Raw genomic sequence first — 20,546 nt, forward strand, 5'->3', positions numbered from 1 at the left:
GCTCCAAAAGAGTGGAGTTGAAAGGATGAGTAGCTACTTATCGTTGTTATGAATACCGCTGATCAGCGCCAGTTGCGGGAGACCATCGGGGGCAAGATCTTGCAACAGCTCCATGAAGTTTTTGTCGATCAGTGCCTTTGCCCTCTGCAACAGGAACGGCACCGGGCTGGCAGGTTCGTGGGCCTGGAAATACACGCACAAGCGGTCGATGGCGCGGCGCGCCTCGTCGCGACTGCGAATCTCGCTGCTCGCTGGCGGTGACCACGCAGCAATCGGGGGCACGACGGCGGCATCAGCGTCCTCGGACGGCGTCGAATCAGACTGGCACCGACGGATGACCTCGCAGGCGCGGCGCAACGGTGCAGCCAAGCCACTGAGGTCAAGGGCGCGGCTGATGCCGACTTTTCCGGTCAGCCATTGCTCGATCTGCTCGGTGTGCGCCACCGCCTGGGTCAGCGCATCGTCCAGGGACCGTGCCCACACGGCGTCGGCATCGGCAAAGGCCCCTTCGATCATGCCCAGACTCAGGTGAGCGCCCTCGTTTCCTTGCGTAGCAATGGCCAGCTCGATCTGCCTCACGCTGACCGCACCGATACCCGCAGCGCTCATCAGCGGCACATCCAATACGTCGCGCAACAGGCCAGCGGGCGCGCACAGCGACGATAGGATATTGATGCGTAGCAGCGGGTCATTCGCCTCATCAGGGTCAAGCCGTGGGTGCAGATCGTCCCAGCAATGCGCCAACAACCCTTGTACCAACCCCAGGCCAGCGACAAGGCCGGCGATCCCGTGCAAATTGAGTTGAGCGCGGGTGACCCAGATGGCCAGCCGCAGATCGCGACTGCGTGCCAGCAGCGGCAACGCAAGCGCCATCACTCGTGTCCAGTTGGGTTCGACAGCCTGAGTGATGGTGACGCCGTACTGCACCTCGGGTTTGCCCTGGGCTTCCTCTTCCAGTTCAAGAAACTGGGCCGTGTATTCGAGGTTCTCGCCGCAGCCGCCGGCCTCGTCCAATGGCAAGGACATCGTGGTGAAATCAGGCAGTTGCGTGTTGATGAGTAGCCCCATGATGTCCTCCTCGTGCAAACTGTTTTGGAAGTTGAAGCAGCAAGAGGAGTTATATAGCGAGTGGACTACGCAAAAATGCAGGCAATATCACGCCATAGTGTAGGAATAAGCTTCGAAGGCGCTCGCCTCCAGCACTGGAATACGGGCAAAGGACCGTTTTAGGCTGCCCCATCGCTGACAAATAGGTCGTGCAGTGACAGCGGCGTCGGTACTTGGATACCGAAGGTGCCCTGCAGCAATTCCAGCAATGCCTGCTGGTTCTCGATCACACATTTTTCACTGGGTCGACCCAGGTAATGAACCGTGTACTGGGTGTTGTTCAGGGTATGGCGCTGACCGACAGCCAACCTCGCGACTTTCAACTGGCCCACGAACGGCGACGCCGGGTGAGTCGAGACGTACCAGTTGCCGATTTCGTAGTCGATGTCGGCCTGCACTTGCAGGTCGAACACATACAAGCCGCGCCACTCACCGGCCACCTCGACCCACATGGTGTAACTGCCCTCCTCCCCATGAAATGTCAGTCGATAGGGTTCATGGGGAGTGGCCTGCACGGCTTGGGTGTCGAGTTGCAACGGCGCGCTGGGCACCATGCCGCCAAAGCCGACGTCGGTTACGTAGCGCACGCCATCCAGAATCACCAGGCTCAGGCGGTGCGTCCGTGCGGTACGTGCATCCGGTGGCCCGCCCATTACAACCCGCCCGGTAATACCACGGGCCTCGAAACCCAGCTCCTGTAACAGGGCCAGGAACATCTGGTTCAACTCGTAGCAATACCCACCACGACCATCGAGCAGCACCTTTTGCTCAACGCTGGGCAAGTCGATCGGCACCGGCAGATGCAACAGTGTCGACAGGCTTTCAAAGGCGAAGGTGCACACATGGCGCAGTTGCAACTCCTGCAAGGTTTGCAGGGTCGGCGGTGGCGGCGAGTCATAACCCAGGCGCTTGAGGTACAGACGGCGGTGGTTCAAGAGGGGCATGGCACGATCCTTGGGCACGTAAAAGCTGCAACACTATGCCGTGCCAGTAGGCAGATTGTCATTTTGAATGAACCTTTTTGAACGCTCCCCTATCCATCTATAACAAGACAGGGAGGCAACATGAGTACCGCAAAAATTTACACTATCCACTACCAACTCCACGGGCAACCGAAGTCCTTTGTCGTGCGCGCCGAGGTGATGAACAACGCTGAGGCCTGGCACTGGGCGGCAGTCGATGCCGATATCGCCCATGTCAGCCGGATCGGCCGCGTCGGCCACGAGCAGGTGAAAAAAACCACCCGGCCCTGGGCGGAAAAGTTCGGCATCACCGACGTCACCTGGGTGGCGCCCAAATAAACGAAGCCCCGCTCAATGGCGGGGCCTGCGTTATACCTTCAAGTCGCCCAACGGATCGTAGGGCGGCTTTTTTTCCGCTGGATTTTTCTTGTCCTTGTCCAAGGGCGCGATAGCCGGACCGATGGGGTCGACCTGGGGATCGGCGACATCCGGAGAATCCGGATCGAAGCCCAGTTCGTCCTCGCCGCTCGTATGCTCGCCGGAACGCGGGCCTTTCGGGGTAGGTGTCATAGTGATGTCCTCTGTCAAAGCGGGCGGGCTTTGTCGTGAAGGTTTTCAAGGTCCTGCTCGACCTGTTCAACCTCATCATTTGCGTCACGTTCGGCCGGGTCATTGGGCCGCAACGCATCGTTGTCGCGCTCTTCTTCACCGGGGGTACGGTCCGGGTTGGGTGTACCCGGCGGTGGCTGCTTGTATTCGGGCATGATGGTTCACCTCATGAGAATGGGCGGCTTGCCTGATTTTAGAGAACGCCCCCGTCGCCATCGTTCAACTTGCTTGCCCAAGCGTGCGATGATGCCAACCCGCCATCCCCTGGAGACCTGACCCGGATGTTCGAGCTCAAACCCTGCGACCCCGCCACCTACCGCCAACAGACCCGCCGCAGCACGCTGATCGTGGCTACGGTGTTCCTGGCCCTGGCCATGCTGCTGTCGAGCCTGGCGGTGATGGTGTTCGGCACGCCCGGGGCTGACAACTTTCGCTTTAATGTCGGTGGTGTGTTTGCCGGCGTGCTGCTCACCGTCGCCTTGGTGCGCGGCCCATTCTGGAACCAGCGATGGCTGGCGGCGGCGGTGTATGGGTGGCAGCTCAAACGCAACCTGATGCGCGTGACCAATGTGATGCACAAGGTCACAGAGGGGGTGCGGGCCAATGACCCGACGGCGATGAAGGTGCTGCGCTTCTACCACCTTGGGCTGACGCAGATGCATGCGTTGGATGCTAATTCCAGCGCACAGGCGCAACTTGTCGGTGAGGTGGACGCGCACAAGGCCAAGCTACAGGCGCTGGGGATCGAGACCGAGCAGACCCGTTTTGACCCCGCCTGGCTCGAAGGGTTGAAAAGTGCCTGAGTCATTGCGTTGAGGGGCTTGCCCGCCAGCAGAACAGCGCACTCACCGCAATCGCCCCTCCCGCCACGCCAAACACCAGGGGCGCCGAGGCCACCGGCAACAACAGGCCCGCCAGCAGCGGCCCGAGCCCTGCGCCGATATCGCGCCACACTGCATTGGACGCCAGTGCTGACACCCGCATCGAGCCAGGGTTGCGTTCGGCCACCAGCGTGGTCACCAGTGGCAATTGCAGCGCACGCAGCACCAACACCGCTGCCGCACCGACAATCACCCAATAGCTGCCGAACGCCGACAGCGCCAGGGCGCTCAGGAACGAAAACAGCAACAACATGGACGTGGCGCCAAAACGCTGGGCCGCACGACCGCCCAAGGGACTCAAGAGCATTTCCGACACGTAACGCAGCGCCATCAAACCACCGGCGATCAGTACCGCATCGCCGCCCAAAAGCTTCTGCGCCTGGATCGACAGGCCAAAAATGAACAGGCCATCCAGCGCTACACCTTCGATAAACGACCACATCGCCACGCTGTCGGGAAACTTGAAGCGGCGCCCCGGACTGCCGTGCAAGTCATGCCCGGCAGTCGGCAAGCCGCGCGCCACCCACAAGCCCAGCAGACATGCGCCTGCAAGAATCAGAAAGATCGGGCGCGGCCCGGCCCATAGCGTCAGCCAACCGCCCAACGGCAGCGCCAGCATCGGCCCCCAGGCGATCAACGCCCGTGAACGCCCGGCCCGTCGCGCGGCGCCCGCAGGTTCGGCGGTGGCCAATACTTGGGTCGACAGGTTCAACGCGGCAAAACACAGGCCCCACACCAGCCGCAGCCCCAACAATGCGGCAAAGCCGGACAATACCGAGTTGCCCAAGGCGCACAACGCCGCAGCACCGGCGGCGATCATGCAGGTCAGGCGATCGCCGTTACGCGCATAAAAATTGAGCACATGCCGGTAGCCGAAAATCCGTACCAGGCGGTTGGCGGCGAGCAACACCCCGGCCTGGGCCAAGGTGATTCCAAAAGCCTGGGACTCCATGGGCAGCAGCAGGTAGAGCAACACGTCACTGGGCAGGCATAACGCCAGGGTCAACGCGGCGCGGCGGGAGGTGCTGTCGGCGGTGTGCTGGGCCTGGCTGGACATAAATCTGAAACATCCCGAAATACTCAGGTCGCCAAGGTAGCCTCCCCGACCGGGTTTTTACAACGGCCTGTCTGGCTTTTTCCCGTAGGGCAGCAAGCGCAAACCGCTGGCCACGCTGCCTACCAGCGCAAATACACAGCCCAGCCACAATGCAAAGTGCGGTCCGCTGACTTGGGACAAGTGGAAACACAACGCCACCAGCGACGCGCCCAGCGTCTGCCCCAGCAGACGCGAGATCGCCACGATGCCGCTGGCCCCGCCGCTGCGCGCCAGCGGTGCACTGGTCATCAACGCCTTCAGGTTGGGCGACTGGAAGAAGCCAAAACCGGCGCCGCACAAGGCCATGCGCCAACCGATATCAAAAGCCGACGCGCCGCTGCCCAAGGTCGCCAACGCGGCCATGCCCAGGCTCAACATCAACAGGCCGATGCCGCACAGCAGGCCCAGGGACACGCGGTCGGCCAGGCGCCCGGCGACCAGTGCCATGACCGCCACCACGGCCGGCCAAGGCGTCATCAGAAAACCGGTTTGCACCTGGCTATGGCCGAGCACCGCCTGCAATAAAAAGGGCAGCGACACAAAGGCCAGGCCCTGGGCACTGAAGGCGCAGATCGCAGTGACTGAAGACAAGGCAAACACCGGCCGCTTGAACAGGTCCAGGGCCAGCATCGGCGCCGGATGACCGGCCTGGCGCCTCAGCAGCAACACGCCGCACAGCAGCGCCACGGCGACCAGGCCCAGGGTCAGTGCGCCTTGAGCGCCGTGCACGGCCGTGCCCAGGCCCAACACCAACAAGGCGAACAAGCCGGCACATAACAACGCCGCCAGACGGTCAAACGCATGCCCGGTCATCGGCAGGGTCGGCAATGAACGCACGCCAAGCGCCAAGGCCAGCAGCCCCAGCGGCACATTGATCAAGTACAGCCAGTGCCAGGTCGCCACTGACAGAATCGCCGACGCAGCGGTCGGCCCCAAGGTAAAGGCCAATCCCACCACCAACGAGTTGTAGCCGAGGCCGCGCCCCAGCATTTTCGAAGGGTAGATATGGCGCAGCAACGCCGTGTTCACGCTCATGATCGCCGCCGCCCCCAGCCCCTGCACCACCCGCGCCGCCGTCAGGGTTTCCAGCGAACCGGCCAACCCGCAAAACAGCGACGAGATGATAAACAGCAGCAACCCGCCCAGGTACACACGGCGATGCCCCAGCACGTCACTTAGCGACGCAAACGGCAGCACCGTGGCGATAATCGCCAACTGGTAGGCGTTGACCACCCAGATCACCGAGGCCGAATCGGTGCCGATCCCCTCGGCCAGCGTCGGCAGTGCCGTGTTGACGATGGCCGTGTCCAGGGTCGCCATGCCGATTCCCAGGGAAATCGCGATCACGGCCGGCAGGCGTTGATTGAAGGGCAGGCCATCGGCGGCAGAAGACATGAACGATCCACGCGGGTGATAAGGCCGCCAGATTAAGGGCAGCGCCGTTTTTTTTCAGCCGCCGATCAACTGTCTGTCGACAATTTCATGTTCGCCAGCGCACTCAGGTCCAGTCGCCCCCCAGTGACCGGCGGGCACCAGTAGTAACCACCGGTCAACGGCGTGCTGATGCGGTACAGCCCGTCGACAACCCCGTCTTCCAACCCGCTCATGCGGCGCAGTTGGGCTTCGAACGCATCGAACGAGTGGCCAAATGCCAGGAACATCAAACCCGCCTGGCCGTTCTCGGCCCACGGCATCGAGCGGCGTACCACAAAGGCTTGCGGGGTGAAGCTTTCCTGGGCCGTGCGTTTGGTATGGGCAGATTCGGGGGCGTCGTCCAACTCTTCGTTGTCGCCATGGCGACGGCCAATGATGTGGTCGCGCTCCTGGGCAGGCAGGGCAGCGAAGCCGTCGAGGTCGTGCTGCCACTGCTGGATCGCGGCGAAGCTGGCGCCGCTGTCGGTCAGCGCGGCTTCAACGGCGGCGTCGTCGTGGGGGTTCTCGGTGCCGTCTTCGTAATCGGTGAGGTCAAAACCGGTCTTGTAGCGAAAGCCTTCAGTGGACTGCACCAGGCTAAATGCCGGGGCCAAGGCCTTTTCATAGGTGCGACTGCGCAGCAGCAACTCACCGCGATCCACGCCGTGCAGCCATACCCACAGCGCCTGCTGGGTGGATGGGTTATTCGCACCCGGACCGCTGACCGCCGGGAATGGGCGCAGGCCATCGATGCACGCGCCCAGTGCATTGACCAGCGGTTCACCGAAACCGACCACTGCCGCCGAATCCACGAGCTGTACCAGTGCGTCCAACGCGGCCGGCACGGCTTCAGGGGTTTGCACGGCAAAAAACAGATGGCGTGCCTGCAAGGGCACCGGTGCGGCAAGAATGCCCGGCTGGTAGTGACTCATGTGAACTCCTTCAAGAAAGGCGCGCAGTTTACCCGCCGTACGTCATCGTGCGTAGGAGAAAGCGCGCAAGCCTTGCCACAGAGCCCTCTGTTGGGTGACTCTCTAGTCATGTTTTGCAACTATTCCAGGGGTAGCGACATGACCACCAGCAACCTGCTCGCCCAGCTGTTTCCAACGTCCGTGGCCGATATTCCCGAGCAGTTCCGGCTTGCAGCGCCCATTGAACAGCGTGATTACCTGGTCGACGGCCAGTTGCAGGTGTGGAACGGCCCGCTGGCCCAGGTGCAGAGCCCGGTGCAGTTAGGCGACCGCCGCGTGGTGATTGGCAGCACGCCGCTGCTGGACGCCGATACGGCCCTCACCGCCCTCGATGCGGCCGTGCGCGCCTACGACCGAGGCCAGGGCGAATGGCCAACCATGCGCGTGGCCGACCGTATCCAGCATGTCGAAGCTTTTTTGCGCCGGATGCGAGAGCAGCGCGATGCCGTGGTCACGCTGCTGATGTGGGAAATCGGCAAGAACCTCAAGGACTCGCAGAAAGAATTCGACCGCACCTGCGACTACATCACCGACACCATCAACGCCCTCAAGGAACTCGACCGTCGCAGCAGCCGCTTCGAACTGGAACAAGACACCCTCGGGCAAATCCGCCGCGTGCCTTTGGGTGTAGCGCTGTGCATGGGCCCTTACAACTACCCGCTCAATGAGACCTTCACCACGCTGATCCCGGCGCTGATCATGGGTAACACCGTAGTGTTCAAACCGGCCAAGCTCGGCGTTTTGCTGATCCGCCCGTTGCTGGAGGCGTTCCGCGACAGCTTCCCGGCCGGGGTGATCAACGTGATCTACGGCAGCGGCCGCGAAACCGTCAGTGCACTGATGGCCAGCGGCAAGATCGATATCTTTGCGTTCATCGGCACCAACAAGGCCGCCAGCGACCTTAAAAAACTGCACCCCAAGCCGCACCGCCTGCGTGCCGCCCTGGGCCTGGATGCGAAAAACCCCGGCATCGTGCTGCCCGAGGTGGACCTGGACAATGCCGTCAGCGAAGCGGTCACCGGCTCTTTGTCCTTCAATGGCCAGCGCTGTACTGCGTTGAAGATCCTGTTTGTGCATGAAGAGGTGGTCGAGCGCTTTATCGAGAAATTCAACGCCAAACTGGCCACGCTCAAGCCCGGAATGCCGTGGGAAGACGGCGTGTCGCTGACGCCATTGCCGGAAGTGGGCAAGGTGGATTACCTCAATGAACTGGTGGCCGATGCGCAACAGCACGGTGCCCAGGTGGTGAATGCCAACGGTGGCACCAGCCGTGGTTCGTTCTTCTACCCGGCGGTGCTGTACCCGGTGAACCCGCAGATGCGCGTGTACCACGAAGAACAGTTCGGCCCGGTGGTACCGATCGTGCCCTACCGCGACCTGGAGACGGTGATCGAGTACGTGCTCGACTCGGACTTCGGCCAGCAACTGAGTATTTTCGGCACCAACGCCGTAGAGGTCGGCCGCCTGGTGGACACCTTCGCCAACCAGGTCGGCCGTATCAATATCAACGCCCAATGCCAGCGCGGGCCGGACACGTTCCCGTTCAACGGGCGCAAGAACTCGGCCGAGGGCACGCTGTCGGTGCATGACGCCCTGCGGGTGTTCTCGATCCGCACCCTGGTGGCCACCAAGTTCCAGGAGAGCAACAAGGCGCTGGTCAGCGACATCCTGCGCAATCGTGATTCGAGCTTTTTGACCACCGACTACATTTTCTGAGTTCACCTCGGTCAAAAAATGTGGGAGGGGGCTTGCCCCCTCCCACATTGGACCGGTTTTCCCTGATGGATGAGGCCCCTTTTTTACCGATGAACCTGCCTATGTTCGCCCGGCGCCTGCTGCGCCCGTTGCTCGACCCGTACCGCCGCTATCGCCATGCCAAGCTGATCCACGCCGTGCGCGTGTCCATCGGTTTGCTGGCAACCATCCTGCTGACCACCGGCATCAACCTACCCCACGGTGAGTGGGCGTCGGTAACCATGCTGATCGTCATCGGCGGTTTGCAGCATCACGGCAATATCGGCAAAAAAGCCGTCGAGCGCGCCTACGGCACCTTGATCGGCGCCAGCGTCGGCTTGCTGCTGGTGGTGCAACAGGCGTACTTCGGCCTGCCGTTGTTGACCTATCTGCTGATGTCGGTGGTCTGCGGGTTCTTCTCCTATCACGCTATCGGCAAGGGCGGCTACATCGCACTGCTGTCGGCGATCACCGTGTTTATCGTCGCCGGCCACGGTGACAACCCGATCTCGGACGGCTTGTGGCGCACCGTCGACATCTTGATCGGCATCGTGCTGGCCCTGGCGTTTTCCTTCGCGCTGCCGCTGTACGCGGTGTACTCGTGGCGCTACAACCTGGCCAGTGCCTTGCGCGATTGTGCCGCGATCTACAGCCGGATTATCAACGGTCAATCGGTCACCGATGATGCACACCTCAAACTGCTCAACCGCCTGAACGCGGCGATGGTGCAACTGCGTTCGCTGATGCCCTCGGTGTCCAAGGAAGTGCGGATTTCCATGACCGAACTCGACGCGATCCAGCGCCACCTGCGCATGTGCATCAGCACCCTGGAGATTCTCGGCAACACCCGGCCGGATCCGCGTGATGAACAAGCGATGGCGCGCATGCAAGTGATGTTAAAAGCCGAACACCGGCAGATTCGAGTGCAGTTGGTGGGCATGGCACGGGCATTGAAGTCGGGCGTCACGGAACGCCTGGAGCGCCCCAGCCCTATCGGCGGCGGCGAGCCCACGCTGGATGCGCCGGTTTACAGTGCGCTGGATGGGTATCGATTGTTGACGGTGCAACTGGCGGCGAATATGGACGCGATGCGCCAACGGCTGGCGAAGAGCGCCAGCCACTGGAAGATCTGACCGAGCGGCCTCAGACAATATGCAAGGGCGTGGTCAGGGAATAGCGCTCAGGCAAGTTCCCCCGTTTGAGGGTGTAGTAGAGAGAGGTATCTTCGCCACGGTTGGGCTCCAGGTCTTGTGGCAATACTTCAAACAATACGGCAACGCCGGGGATAATCACCTGCTTTGGCAGATTCACACTGTGCACGCCCTTGATGCATAACGTTATCCAGTCACCGAACTGCACATCGCTGAAAGGCGCCTCTATAGGCGTGCCGAATGGTGATACGTCATCCAGGTGGAGGACACCGTCTTGCTCGTCTTTAACGATCGGCGCGGGCATATCCGGCTGCAGCTCACCGATTCTCAATGTTCGACGCAAAGAATCACGAGGCGTTTCGCCACTCTTGGACGCGCTGTAGAACACATCGGTCAAGCGGCCTTTGAATCGCCGGAGGTCATCACCATCAATCGCCACCGTCAAATGATCCTCATCGGGAGGAGTTTCACCGAGGGTAACTCCAACACGGTGTTCAATGGTGCCTCCCACATCGCTGGCCAGTAGTATCAACTCAAGAGATTCAAATGATTGCCAGCCCGGTTGTACCGGGATGCGGATTCTGATTTCCGGCAGGTCGGGATCAATCTCTCCGCCAGCCTCTCCTTCCACGGTAGGTGGCAGCCATTGCCTGATTTCCCCAACGACGCTCAAATGCCGGTAGTTTGAACGAACGCTGCTACCGTCCTGGCTGTCGAGCACGTAATAGGCAATTGCACGCCCCCTGGCAATGGCCGCGACCAAGCCATTGGGCACCTCGAAATAATAGGCCATGGCACCGGCGAGCTCCCGCATTTCAGAATGGGGAACCGAACCGCCCTCTTCTTGGGTGCCTATCCAGTAAAAATGAACATGGGTGTAGCGCCGGGCATCTTCCGAGGTCAGGTAAAAACCAATCCGCACCGCATCATTGCCGATAGCCGCAAGGTTGATTTCAGATTCGGTCTGAGGGTGGTGGACCCAAGGCTGCTCCAGGCGCTGGCTATTGGCATGCACCTCTACATACGAGACGACTGACCACAGTGCATTTTCGTCCGGCAAATTACCGGTATTCCCCGTCACGGTCATTGCCACGGGGAGAATGTCACTGTCGCCGGCGGCGCTGATCATCTCGGGAGTCACGGTGACCTGAATATCGCGGCCCACCTCATTCGGCTGTACCCGACGCTCAAGTTTTTGTGAGCCCCACACCAGGGTAATGACGTCATATGGGCCCATGTTCTCCCATTTTCGGCAGATAACATCCACTCCGACCTTGGCCTTTTTTTCGTCGACGCCTTCCAGCCTTACCTGCTCCTCAAGCTCAAAAACCAGCCCGCCATGGCCGTTATCCGTGGGCTCGGGTGCCTTGCCGCCAGGCCTCTCCAAATTGATCCTGAGACGCAACGGCGGGGTCTGCTGGGGAGCTTCGTTGTCCGGGATAATTTTGCAATACACCCCCTGCGTCAAACCCTCACGGATGACGTCTATGGGCACAGTAATAGGGAAACGGCTGCGTGGAGGGTCGCCATCACGTACCAAGTAGTAGCCCACGGGGGACGATCTCTCCCATATCAGCTGAAATGTCGTACCCACTGGCGCGGCAAAAGGATAGGTCACATAAACGACCAGAGGACGCGTCACATGAAGCTTGCCGATCCCACCATCGGCCGCTTCGACATCGCCTTCAATCGGGGGAAACATCAACGGAATATCGACAGGCTCCAGTTGGCGTTTGGGATGGGTTGGGGTCATTTTCAGGCTCCTTCTCGTCGCCACCGCAATCCACATTTGGCTGGGCGTCGGGAGCATCAAATACCCAAACAAAGAGCCCGCCTACTGTCAGAGTTAACAGGTGCCGACGAAAGGTAACTGGCCTCGCGACAATGAATCTTTTTGAACCTCTAACTTTTACTTACATTTTTTTCACGATTTATTCACATCCCGAACCGTACTGTGAAGCCTCATCCGTTACAAATGTTGCATATCAAGCCCGCCGCCCCAGCGGGCTTTTTTTTGCCTGGGATTTGGCCTAACGTGCGGCCTTGCTGACGGGTGACGAAGCTTGCTCACGAATGGCGCGCTGGGTATCCAGCACTCTGGCCAACGCGGTTTCTGCTTCAGGGCTTTGTTGCGGTACACGGATCGCCGCGGACACCAGGGTGATCAACTTGGCCATCACTTCAGCGTCAGTGGCGGGACGGCCCAGGCTCATGGAGTTCATCAGCAGGCGCAGTTCGGTGCCGGCCATCACCCCGGAAATTGCCTTGAGGGCAAATTGCAGACGCACTCCCAGTTCATTGCGTGGCAAATCCGGCAAGGCCAGGGCAAAGGCTTCAAAGAAGCGCTGGAACACCGGCTGGTAATGCACCTTGAGGTATTCCTGGATAAACGGCGAGGTGTCGCTGTACACGCGGCCCAGGAAGCGGATGAACGAACGCCCTTCCCCACTGCTGCTGGCCGGGTCGCTGCGCTCCAGGCCCATCGCCGGGGCGAACAGCACGCCAAGCAGCGTATCGCAATCGAGGGGGCCGTCGGACTCGGCTTCACACCGCGCCAGCAGTTCCAGGCGTTGCTCGTTGAGCGGCTCCAGGCGTTGCATCAACAGGGTTTTCATCAGGGAGTCCTTGTCCCCGAAGTGGTAGTTCACGGCAGCCAGGTTCACCTGCGCACGCTCGGTAATCTGCCGTAACAGCACCGCGTCATAACCGTACTTGATGAAGAGAGCCTCTGTCGCATCCAGCAAGCGAGTCTTGGTAATGTTTGGAGCGCTGAGTTTCTTCGCGACCATAAAGGGTTCCACGGCGGAAATATTGTTTTAAAAAATAATTTGATTTTTTATACCGGGGCGGCTCGTCGAAAGCAAGTAGTGACACACCGCCATACTATCCAAAGCCTTTGCCTACGGGCATTTTCGGGGTGGCGAGGGGTATTTTGGCCGCCTCTCACGCCCCCACAAGAAATCGTTTCAAAGGGTAAAACCGCTCTACATCCACGGCTGGCGAAGCACTGGGAACACGGTTAGTATTCAAACAATATTTTAAAAACAAGAACTAAAACCAGTCCGTGACGCGTACCAGGCAGCTCCCGAACTTGTTACAAGGTTTTACCGGGGGTGCGACGGCAGCGGCGAGACTGCAGGCGTAGTCATGATGACAGAGACCCCCGCGCACCCAGGCTTGATCTCCCTGCAAGGCATCGGCAAACGCTATCAGTTGGCCGGGCAAGAGCTGTCCATTCTCAATGATGTGTGCCTGTCCATCGCCCGCGGTGACAGCTGCGGCATCCTCGGCGCCTCCGGCTCCGGCAAAAGCACCCTGCTCAATATCCTCGGCCTGCTGGACCTGCCTAACGGCGGCCAGTATCACTTTGCCGGGCACGATATTTTCAGCGCCACCCCGGATGAACTGGCGGCGATCCGTAACCAGCAGATCGGTTTTGTGTTCCAGAGCTTCAACCTGCTGCCGCGCCTCAGTGCCCTGGACAACGTCGCCCTGCCGCTGAGCTATCGCGGTGTGTCGCGCCATGAATCAGTGGAGCGCGCCTTGTGCATGCTCGAACAGGTGGGCCTGGCCGAGCGTGCTCACCACCGTCCTGCCGACCTCTCCGGCGGCCAGCGCCAACGCGTGGCCATCGCCCGTGCGCTGGTGGGCAATCCCTCGGTAATCCTGGCGGACGAGCCCACCGGCAACCTCGACAGCACCACCGCCCAAGACATCATGGACCTGCTGCTGGCCCTGAACCGCGAGCAACAGGTGACGCTGATCATCGTCACCCACGACGCGCAGATCGCTGCACGCCTGGAGCGCAAGATCCTGGTGCGCAATGGCGTGGTGCAAGAGGCTGGGCGCCTATGAGCCTGCGGGTCGAACAGAGCGCCAGCCAACTGCTGCATGAGGCCTTCATCAGCCTGCGCACCTTGGGCAAGCGCTCGATCCTGGCCCTGCTGGGCATCGTGATTGGCAGTTCGTCGGTGGTGGCATTGATCAACATCGGCCATAACGCGGCAGTGGATGCCGCGATGATTTTCAAGGACATGGGCACCGATACCCTGGTGGTGCAGTTCCCGCCCAAAGGCAGCAGCAATGTGCCGATGCGCACCCAACTTGACCTGCAAGCAGTGCGCGAGGCAGTGCCGGGTATCGCGCATATCGGCGCACTGAGCCTGTTCAGCGGGCCCATCGTGTTCCATGGCCGCAGCGCCAACGCCAACTTCGTCGGCAGCACACCGCAGATCCCGCAGGCGATGCGCCTGGCACTGCAGCAGGGGCGTTTCCTGTCGAGCTTCGACGCCAACGAAACCTACGGCGTGATCGGCGACCAGCTCGCCCAGGCCCTCGGAGCGCCGGGCGATCCCGTGCAACTGGGCGACCGCGTGCGCATCAACGACTACCTGTTCCTGATCGTCGGCATTCTGCACAACCAACCCCGGGCGATGCTGATGCCGGTGCAGGCCAACGAGTCATTGTTCATCCCCGCCGAAGGCATGCGCCGCATCTACGCCATGCCGCAGATCGGCAATGTGATCATCCGCGCCGCGCCCGGCCAGGACATGGAACGCATAGCCAAGGCAGCCGCCGACGCCTTGCAAACCCAGCTCAGCGAACACACGGTCGACATCCAGGTGCCCCAGCAAATGATCGACGGCATGACCCGGCAAAGCCGCACCTTTGCCTACCTGCTACTGGCCCTCGGCGCGATTTCCCTGGTGGGTGGCGGTGTCGGGGTGATGAACGTGATGCTGATGAATGTCTCGGAGCGCCGCCGCGAGATTGGCATTCGCATGGCCCTGGGCGCTCGCCAGCGGGATATCCGCAACCTGTTCCTGCTTGAAGCCGTGACCCTGACCGCCGTCGGCGCCTTGTGCGGTGCGGTGCTGGGCATGACCGCCGCCTGGCTTTACGCCTGGCTGTCGGGCTGGGAATTCGCGCTGGCAGCGGCCGCCCTGCCCCTCGGCGTGGGCAGTACGCTGTTGGTGGGTTTGTTCTTTGGCATCTACCCGGCGGTCTCGGCCGCGCGGTTACAGCCGGTGGAGGCCTTGCGCGATGAGTAGATGGCTCTGGCTGCTCGCGCTGATCAGCCTGCCCGGCGTGGCGGCCGACGTGGTCATCCGGCCCTCGGCGCCCAGCAGCGCGCGCAGCGTATCGTTGAACGCCCAGGTCACCGCCCTGACCCTGGGCGACGCGGTGTACCTGGGCCTGCGCAACAACCCGGCCATCCGCAGCGCCTACCTGCAACGCGTCGCGCAGAAGTTCGACCTGCGTGTGGCCGAAGATGTGTTCAACCCCAAGCTCACCCTCAACAGCTACTACCGCAGCACACGCGGCTCACAGGACAGTGCGCGCAACGCCAATGTGGCGCCGGCCACCAGCCTGCTCGGTGAGTACGGCACACGCCTGAGCATGGCCTGGACCCAACAGTTGAACAACGCCGACCGCGCCGGCCGCTACCGCAGCGACGGCCTCGACCTGGCGATCATCCAACCGCTGCTGCGCGGCGCCGGCTGGGACGCCACCACCGCACCGCTGCGCCTGTCGCGCCTGTCAGAACAGGCCAACCGCCTCAACCTAAAAGCCACCGTGGCCCAGACCATCAGCCAGATCATCGCCACCTACCGCGAACTGCTGCGCGCGCAGGAACAACTGTTGATCGTGCAGGAGGCCCTCAAACGCTCCGACACCTTACTGGAGGTGAACAAGGCGTTGATCAGTGCCGGGCGCATGGCCGAGTTCGAAATTGTGCAGACCGAAGCCGACATCGCCACCCAGCAGTTGGGCGTGGAAGAAGCGCGAAACCAACTGGACACCAATCGCATGGCCCTGCTGCGCCTGCTGGCGCTGGACCTGTCCACGCCGATTCGCGCCACCGAAGCCCTGGAGGCCAAGCCCATGCAGATCGACAAGCGCCAGGCCTTCACCCTGGCGCAAACCCAGCAACCGGAATACCTCGCCGCCCTGCTCGGCAGCCAGCAGGCCGACCTCAACCTGGTGATCGCCAAGGACTCCGGGCGCTGGCAGGTGGACTTGGTGGCCGGCGCGAACCAGATTCGCGACAACTACAACAACGACGCCGGCAGCAGCAACAACCGCACCTGGGACAGCTACGCTGGGGTGCAGGTGCAAATCCCCATCGGTGACATCAGCACGCGCCAGGCCGAAGTGCGTGCGCGGGTGAACGTGGAGGATCAGCAAATCCGTATCACCGATGCCCGCCAGGAACTGGAGCGCAGCGTCAACGACGTGGTGCGCGACCTCAGCACACGCTGGCGCCAATATGAAATTTCCCAGCGGGCGGTGGAGTTGTCGCGGCGCAAGATCGAGATCGAACGGGAAAAGCTCAGCGCCGGGCGCTCCACCAACTTCCAAGTGCTGAGTTTCGAGACCGACCTGCGCAATGCCGAAAACGCGCAGCTCAATGCGCTGATCGCTTATTTGAACGCCCAGACCCAGTTCGACCTGACCCTGGGCATGACGCTGGAAAGTTGGGAAATCGCCCTCAATGACTACTAATCGAAAACGCCTGCTGGGCGCTGTGCTGATCCTGTTGCTGGCCGCTGCCGGGCTGGCCCTGCGCAGTCCTGCATCCGCCCCTGCCAGCACCGCCGAGCAATGGCTGGCGGTAAAACCCGACCCGCTGGTGCACCAGATCGGCCTGGTGGGCAAGATCGAGCCCGACACCACGCTCACCCTCACCGCGCCATTCGACGGCAATGTGCAGGCCAACCTGGTGGAGCCTGGCCAACGGGTCGAGGCCGGCCAGGTGCTGCTGCGCATGGACCCGGCCACCCTCGAAGTGCAATTACGCGATGCGCTTTCCGCCCAACTCAAGGCCCGGCGTACCGTGCAAGAGATGCAGGACTGGGACAGCAGCCCTGCCGTCAGCCGCGCACGCCGAAGCCTGCGCACCGCCGAGATGAGCGCCGGCAACACCCAGCGCAAACTCACCGAAAGCGACAACCTGTTCAAGCGCGGCATCATCGCGCGCAACGAGCTGGACGACCTCAAGCAACAGGCCCAGCAGCAACAGCTGGACCTCGCCTCCGCCCGCAGCGAACTGCAACAGGCCCTCGACCAAGGCACGGGCGAATACCGCCAGATCGCCGACATGGAGCTGACCAACGCCACAGTCAAATACCAAGCCCTGCACACATTGCTCGACGGTCGGGAAGTCAAGGCGCCCTTCTCCGGCATCGTAGTGCCTGCACCGGGCGGCAACACCGCCCAAGGCGGCGGCAACACCAACGCGCCCATCCAGGCCGGCAGCAAGGTCAGCCAGGGCCAGGTGCTGTTTGGCCTGGCGAACATCGAGCGGCTGAAGATCGTCGCCAAGGTTTCGGAGTTGGACATCAACCAGTTGCATCAGGGCCAGGCGGTGGAGGTGCTCGGGGATGGTTTTGACGGTGAGCGGCTGACCGGTTCAGTCAGTGTGGTCAGTGGGTTGGCGATAGCCAGCGACAGCCAGGGCAGTGCGCAGTTTCCGGTGACCTTGTCGATTCCCAAGCTTGCGCCACAGCAGTTGCAGCGAGTGCGGTTGGGGATGAGCGCGCGGCTGACCATCGTCACCTACAACAATGCACAGGCAATTGTGATTCCGAGCCAGGCGATCCAGGCGGACATGACGGTGGAGTATCGAGCGGCGATGGATAAACCGGTGGAGCGGGTGAAGGTCACCACTGGGCAATCGACGGCGCAAGGGGTTGAGGTGTTCGGCCTAAAGCCCGGCTTTGTGCAAATCTCAAAATAAATGAAGATCCCCTGTGGGAGGTGGACGGAATCTATGGCAACTGGGCTGCTGTAGTGAGCGGGCTTGTCGAATGGGAGTATCAGTTTTTTTGTGTTCGGGCTGGTTAGGGCCTGCCGTCAGGCAGGCCGTTGTTTTACCAGCTCGGTCTGGTAAATCGGTCTCCGTAAAGAATCGCAAACTGATTCATTGCCACTTTCCAATCATGCGCCGGGTGCCCCCAGTTAGCCGTGATATTTCGTAGTCCCAGCCAGATCAGCTTCGTTGCCGCATCGTCGGTCGGGAAGTGCCCACGGGTTTTAATAATCTTTCGTAGCTGAGCGTTGATGCTTTCGATGGCATTGGTCGTGTAGACCACTTTTCGGATACCCGCCGGGAATACAAAAAACGGTATAACCCGATCCCAGGCGCGACGCCATGCAGCAACTACTGTCGGATACTGCTTACCCCAAGGCCCCGCTTCAAAGGCGTTGAGCTCTTGCTCGGCCACGTCCGCATTGATCGCCTGGTAGATCGGCTTGAGGGCTTTGGCCAATGCCCGACGTTTATCCCAAGCGGCATAGTCCAAGCTGTTGCGGATCAGATGCACGATGCAGGTTTGCAGCGTCGTGGCAGGAAAAACCGCTCCCAAAGCCTCCGGTATCCCTTTAAGGCCATCCGTGACGGCGATTAGAACATCTTCTACCCCACGCGTTTTGAGGTCGTTGAAGACCTTCATCCAAAACTTGGCGCCCTCGGTGCTCTCAATCCAGATCCCCAGAATGTCACGTGTGCCATCGGGTAATACGCCCAGCGCCAGATAAATGGCCTTGTTGCGCACTAACCCCTCGTCCCGGATTTTGACCCGTAGCGCATCAAAGAAGATGACCGGGTACATAGGCTCCAGGGGGCGCTGCTGCCAAGAGCCGACTTCTTCCATTACGGCATCGGTGACTGAGCTGATGAAGTCATGGGACACGTCAGTTCCATACTGCTCAGACAGAAAAGCGCGGATCTCACGCACCGTCATACCCCGGGCGTACATGGCAATTATCTTGTCGTCGAAGCCTGTAAAACGGCGTTCGTGCTTGGGAATCAGGATCGGGGCGAAGCTACCATCGCGGTCTCTGGGGATATCCAGGCGAAGCGGCCCATCGTCGGTAAGAACCGTTTTGCCACTCTTGCCATTGCGCTGATTGGTCGACTCCTCAGGGCGCTCCGCGCCCTGAGGATAACCAAGGTGGTGACCCAGCTCGGCACCTAGCGCGCGCTCGATCAGAGCCTTCTTGAACGCCATGGACGCGTCTTGAATGGCTTCGGCGCTCATCGGGCCTTTAACAAACTGCTCGATCAGCTCTTGGGGAATCGAGGGTAACTCCCTCGCTGCTGCATGGGCGGGCTTCTTTTTGGTCGGCATAGATGCACCTCTAGCTACATGTTATGCCCGAACACAAAATTTCTGACAGTCTCTGTCGAATCGTCGCACCGCCCCTCCCACATTTAGAGTTGCGCCAACGTCGATGCCAGGGCTTTAGCCTGAAGCGCCACATCCGTCACCGCCGTGCTCTCCCACCACATCCCGCGCAACGGCGGGCCCATCGCAAACAAGCGCTGGCTGACCTGCCCCTGGGCATTGAGCACTGCCCCGGACTTGTCCGCCGCAATCCCCAACGCCAACGGCCCTGGCTGGATCAATCCGCGCTTGAGCAACTGCTGCGGCAACGGCCGGGCCACGCGGCGCCAATCGTATTCGATACCGCTGGAGTTGATCAGCGCCGCGCCCGAAACCTGGGTCAGCGCCTGTTCGCCACGATAGCGCAAGCCAATCGTCACGCCCTCTGCCGCAGGCACCAAGCCTTTGAACGACGCCGCACGAACCCGCAGCCGCCCTTCTTCGTGCAGCCGCGCCACCAGTTGCGCACTCAAAGGCGGCGAGCGATGGTGATGGCTCTCCCACCACGGCCGCACATGCCGCACGAACTGGCGTTTCTCCCGCTCGCTGGCCTGGCTCCATAACCGGCCGATATGGGCACGCACGGTGTCCAGCGGCGCTTGCCAATCAATGCCCTGCGCCATCGCGTTCCGGCATTGGCGACGCACTTCACGCAGTAACTGCCGGGGGCTGCGCAGTGGGTGATCTTCGCCGAGAAAGTCGACCCAACCCGGCGGTTGCCGGCGCACATGGGGCAGCAGGCCATGGCGCGAAAATACCTCGATAGGCCCGCGATGCCCGGCCTGTTCCAGAGACACCACCGCATCGACCATGGTCAACCCGGAGCCGATGATCAACACCGACGAGTGCGGGTCGAGCTGGGTCATGGCCTGCACGTCCCAAGGGTCCACGGCGGCGGCATTCAAGCCGCTGGATTCGGTTTGCGGGGTACGCGCCGCCGGGAACATGCCAGTGGCCAATACCGCAAAGGCACCGCGCAGGTGCTGGCCGTTATCCAGGCTCAACAGCGTGGCGTCAGCCTCAACTTGCAGGTCCAGCACTTCGGCGCGCACATGCTCGACCGTGGACGCCGACAGCGCCTTGGCCTCGGCCAACCGCTGCTGCGCATACAGGCCAAAAATGCCCCGTGGCGGGAACAGCTCGCTGATGGGCACGTGCTGCTGGTCCGACTCCGGCCAACCGCCGGCGCCGATGTAGTCGGTGAGCCATTGGGTCAAGTCATCGGCGTTGTCCGGATCGACGCTCATGCGCGCGGCGTTGCCGTTCAAGGTGTGGCCCAGCTCGACTGCACTGTAGGCCTCGCCCCGGCCAAGCTCGGCGCGTGGTTCGATCACCAGGATCCGGCGCTGGCCAGGCAAGCGCAGCAGTTGCACAGCCAGCATCGTGCCGCTCAGGCCGCCGCCGATGATCAGTACATCAGCGTTGCGGATGGTTTCACTCATGCAAGTTCGC

General features: G+C 61.4%; 19 protein-coding genes. 8 read left to right on the top strand and 11 right to left on the bottom strand.

What is annotated here, in order from left to right:
- Positions 1 to 33: 33 nt before the first annotated feature.
- Together tssA and PspS35_RS17700 are read right to left on the bottom strand one after the other, a co-directional pair.
- A complete protein-coding gene (tssA, locus tag PspS35_RS17695) occupies positions 34 to 1,068 on the bottom strand; it encodes a type VI secretion system protein TssA (RefSeq protein ID WP_159936095.1) in 1,035 nt (344 codons plus the stop codon).
- Between the two features lie 158 nt (positions 1,069 to 1,226).
- A complete protein-coding gene (locus PspS35_RS17700) occupies positions 1,227 to 2,051 on the bottom strand; it encodes an arylamine N-acetyltransferase (protein WP_159936096.1) in 825 nt (274 codons plus the stop codon).
- Positions 2,052 to 2,171: 120 nt separating this feature from the next.
- On the opposite strand from PspS35_RS17700, the gene PspS35_RS17705 reads away from it, so the two are divergent.
- Entirely contained in the window at positions 2,172 to 2,408 is a 237-nt protein-coding gene (locus tag PspS35_RS17705; RefSeq protein ID WP_159936097.1) for a DUF6555 family protein, read from the top strand.
- 30 nt (positions 2,409 to 2,438) lie between these two features.
- Here PspS35_RS17705 and PspS35_RS17710 read toward each other — a convergent pair whose 3' ends face one another.
- Complete coding sequence (locus PspS35_RS17710) at positions 2,439 to 2,639, bottom strand: DUF6021 family protein (protein WP_159936098.1); 201 nt, start codon at positions 2,637 to 2,639, stop codon at positions 2,439 to 2,441.
- Between the two features lie 14 nt (positions 2,640 to 2,653).
- Entirely contained in the window at positions 2,654 to 2,833 is a 180-nt protein-coding gene (locus PspS35_RS17715; protein WP_159936099.1) for a hypothetical protein, read from the bottom strand.
- Positions 2,834 to 2,959: 126 nt separating this feature from the next.
- Here PspS35_RS17715 and PspS35_RS17720 point away from each other — a divergent pair, with 126 nt between their 5' ends.
- On the top strand, positions 2,960 to 3,481 hold the full coding sequence (locus PspS35_RS17720; protein WP_159936100.1) for a DUF3087 family protein: 522 nt from the start codon (positions 2,960 to 2,962) through the stop codon (positions 3,479 to 3,481).
- A 1-nt stretch (position 3,482) separates the two neighbouring features.
- On the opposite strand, the gene PspS35_RS17725 is transcribed toward PspS35_RS17720, so the two are convergent.
- The 3 genes from PspS35_RS17725 to PspS35_RS17735 form a co-directional block, all read right to left on the bottom strand.
- Positions 3,483 to 4,616: an MFS transporter gene (locus PspS35_RS17725; protein WP_159936101.1), complete on the bottom strand. Its 1,134-nt coding sequence runs from the start codon at positions 4,614 to 4,616 to the stop codon at positions 3,483 to 3,485.
- A 57-nt stretch (positions 4,617 to 4,673) separates the two neighbouring features.
- The gene (locus tag PspS35_RS17730) at positions 4,674 to 6,050 is read right to left on the bottom strand and encodes an MFS transporter (protein ID WP_159936102.1); all 1,377 of its coding nucleotides are present in this window, start codon (positions 6,048 to 6,050) and stop codon (positions 4,674 to 4,676) included.
- A gap of 65 nt (positions 6,051 to 6,115) precedes the next feature.
- Positions 6,116 to 7,000 carry a Dyp-type peroxidase gene (locus PspS35_RS17735; protein ID WP_159936103.1) on the bottom strand — a complete coding sequence of 295 codons (885 nt, stop codon included), beginning with the start codon at positions 6,998 to 7,000 and terminating at the stop codon, positions 6,116 to 6,118.
- A 138-nt stretch (positions 7,001 to 7,138) separates the two neighbouring features.
- Between PspS35_RS17735 and PspS35_RS17740 the strand changes: the two genes are divergently transcribed.
- Positions 7,139 to 8,755, top strand: coding sequence for an NADP-dependent glyceraldehyde-3-phosphate dehydrogenase (locus tag PspS35_RS17740; RefSeq protein ID WP_159936104.1), 1,617 nt, complete (start codon positions 7,139 to 7,141; stop codon positions 8,753 to 8,755).
- Positions 8,756 to 8,844: 89 nt separating this feature from the next.
- Entirely contained in the window at positions 8,845 to 9,906 is a 1,062-nt protein-coding gene (locus tag PspS35_RS17745; RefSeq protein ID WP_159938067.1) for an FUSC family protein, read from the top strand.
- A 10-nt stretch (positions 9,907 to 9,916) separates the two neighbouring features.
- Here the strand turns inward: PspS35_RS17745 and PspS35_RS17750 are convergent, their stop codons facing one another.
- Together PspS35_RS17750 and PspS35_RS17755 are read right to left on the bottom strand one after the other, a co-directional pair.
- Positions 9,917 to 11,677 (bottom strand): hypothetical protein, encoded by a 1,761-nt coding sequence (locus tag PspS35_RS17750; protein WP_159936105.1) that lies wholly within the window; start codon positions 11,675 to 11,677, stop codon positions 9,917 to 9,919.
- Between the two features lie 277 nt (positions 11,678 to 11,954).
- The gene (locus tag PspS35_RS17755) at positions 11,955 to 12,713 is read right to left on the bottom strand and encodes a TetR/AcrR family transcriptional regulator (RefSeq protein ID WP_159936106.1); all 759 of its coding nucleotides are present in this window, start codon (positions 12,711 to 12,713) and stop codon (positions 11,955 to 11,957) included.
- Positions 12,714 to 13,071: 358 nt separating this feature from the next.
- On the opposite strand from PspS35_RS17755, the gene PspS35_RS17760 reads away from it, so the two are divergent.
- From PspS35_RS17760 to PspS35_RS17775, 4 genes are read left to right on the top strand one after another with little or no spacing between them, the layout of a single operon-like run.
- Positions 13,072 to 13,779, top strand: a complete 708-nt coding sequence (locus PspS35_RS17760) for an ABC transporter ATP-binding protein (RefSeq protein WP_159936107.1) — start codon at positions 13,072 to 13,074, stop codon at positions 13,777 to 13,779.
- Positions 13,776 to 14,975, top strand: coding sequence for an ABC transporter permease (locus tag PspS35_RS17765; RefSeq protein ID WP_159936108.1), 1,200 nt, complete (start codon positions 13,776 to 13,778; stop codon positions 14,973 to 14,975). The genes PspS35_RS17760 and PspS35_RS17765 overlap by 4 nt, the downstream gene beginning before the upstream one ends.
- Positions 14,968 to 16,431, top strand: a complete 1,464-nt coding sequence (locus tag PspS35_RS17770) for a TolC family protein (protein WP_159936109.1) — start codon at positions 14,968 to 14,970, stop codon at positions 16,429 to 16,431. The genes PspS35_RS17765 and PspS35_RS17770 overlap by 8 nt, the downstream gene beginning before the upstream one ends.
- Positions 16,421 to 17,665, top strand: coding sequence for an HlyD family efflux transporter periplasmic adaptor subunit (locus PspS35_RS17775; protein ID WP_159936110.1), 1,245 nt, complete (start codon positions 16,421 to 16,423; stop codon positions 17,663 to 17,665). Before PspS35_RS17770 ends, PspS35_RS17775 begins: the two co-directional genes overlap by 11 nt.
- A gap of 133 nt (positions 17,666 to 17,798) precedes the next feature.
- Here PspS35_RS17775 and PspS35_RS17780 read toward each other — a convergent pair whose 3' ends face one another.
- Both PspS35_RS17780 and PspS35_RS17785 read right to left on the bottom strand, forming a co-directional pair.
- On the bottom strand, positions 17,799 to 19,058 hold the full coding sequence (locus tag PspS35_RS17780) for an IS256-like element ISPsy17 family transposase (protein WP_159934745.1): 1,260 nt from the start codon (positions 19,056 to 19,058) through the stop codon (positions 17,799 to 17,801).
- Positions 19,059 to 19,141: 83 nt separating this feature from the next.
- Entirely contained in the window at positions 19,142 to 20,536 is a 1,395-nt protein-coding gene (locus PspS35_RS17785) for an FAD/NAD(P)-binding protein (RefSeq protein ID WP_159936111.1), read from the bottom strand.
- Positions 20,537 to 20,546 lie beyond the last annotated feature (10 nt).

Origin of the sequence: Pseudomonas sp. S35, assembly GCF_009866765.1 — a bacterium.
Classification (GTDB): domain Bacteria; phylum Pseudomonadota; class Gammaproteobacteria; order Pseudomonadales; family Pseudomonadaceae; genus Aquipseudomonas.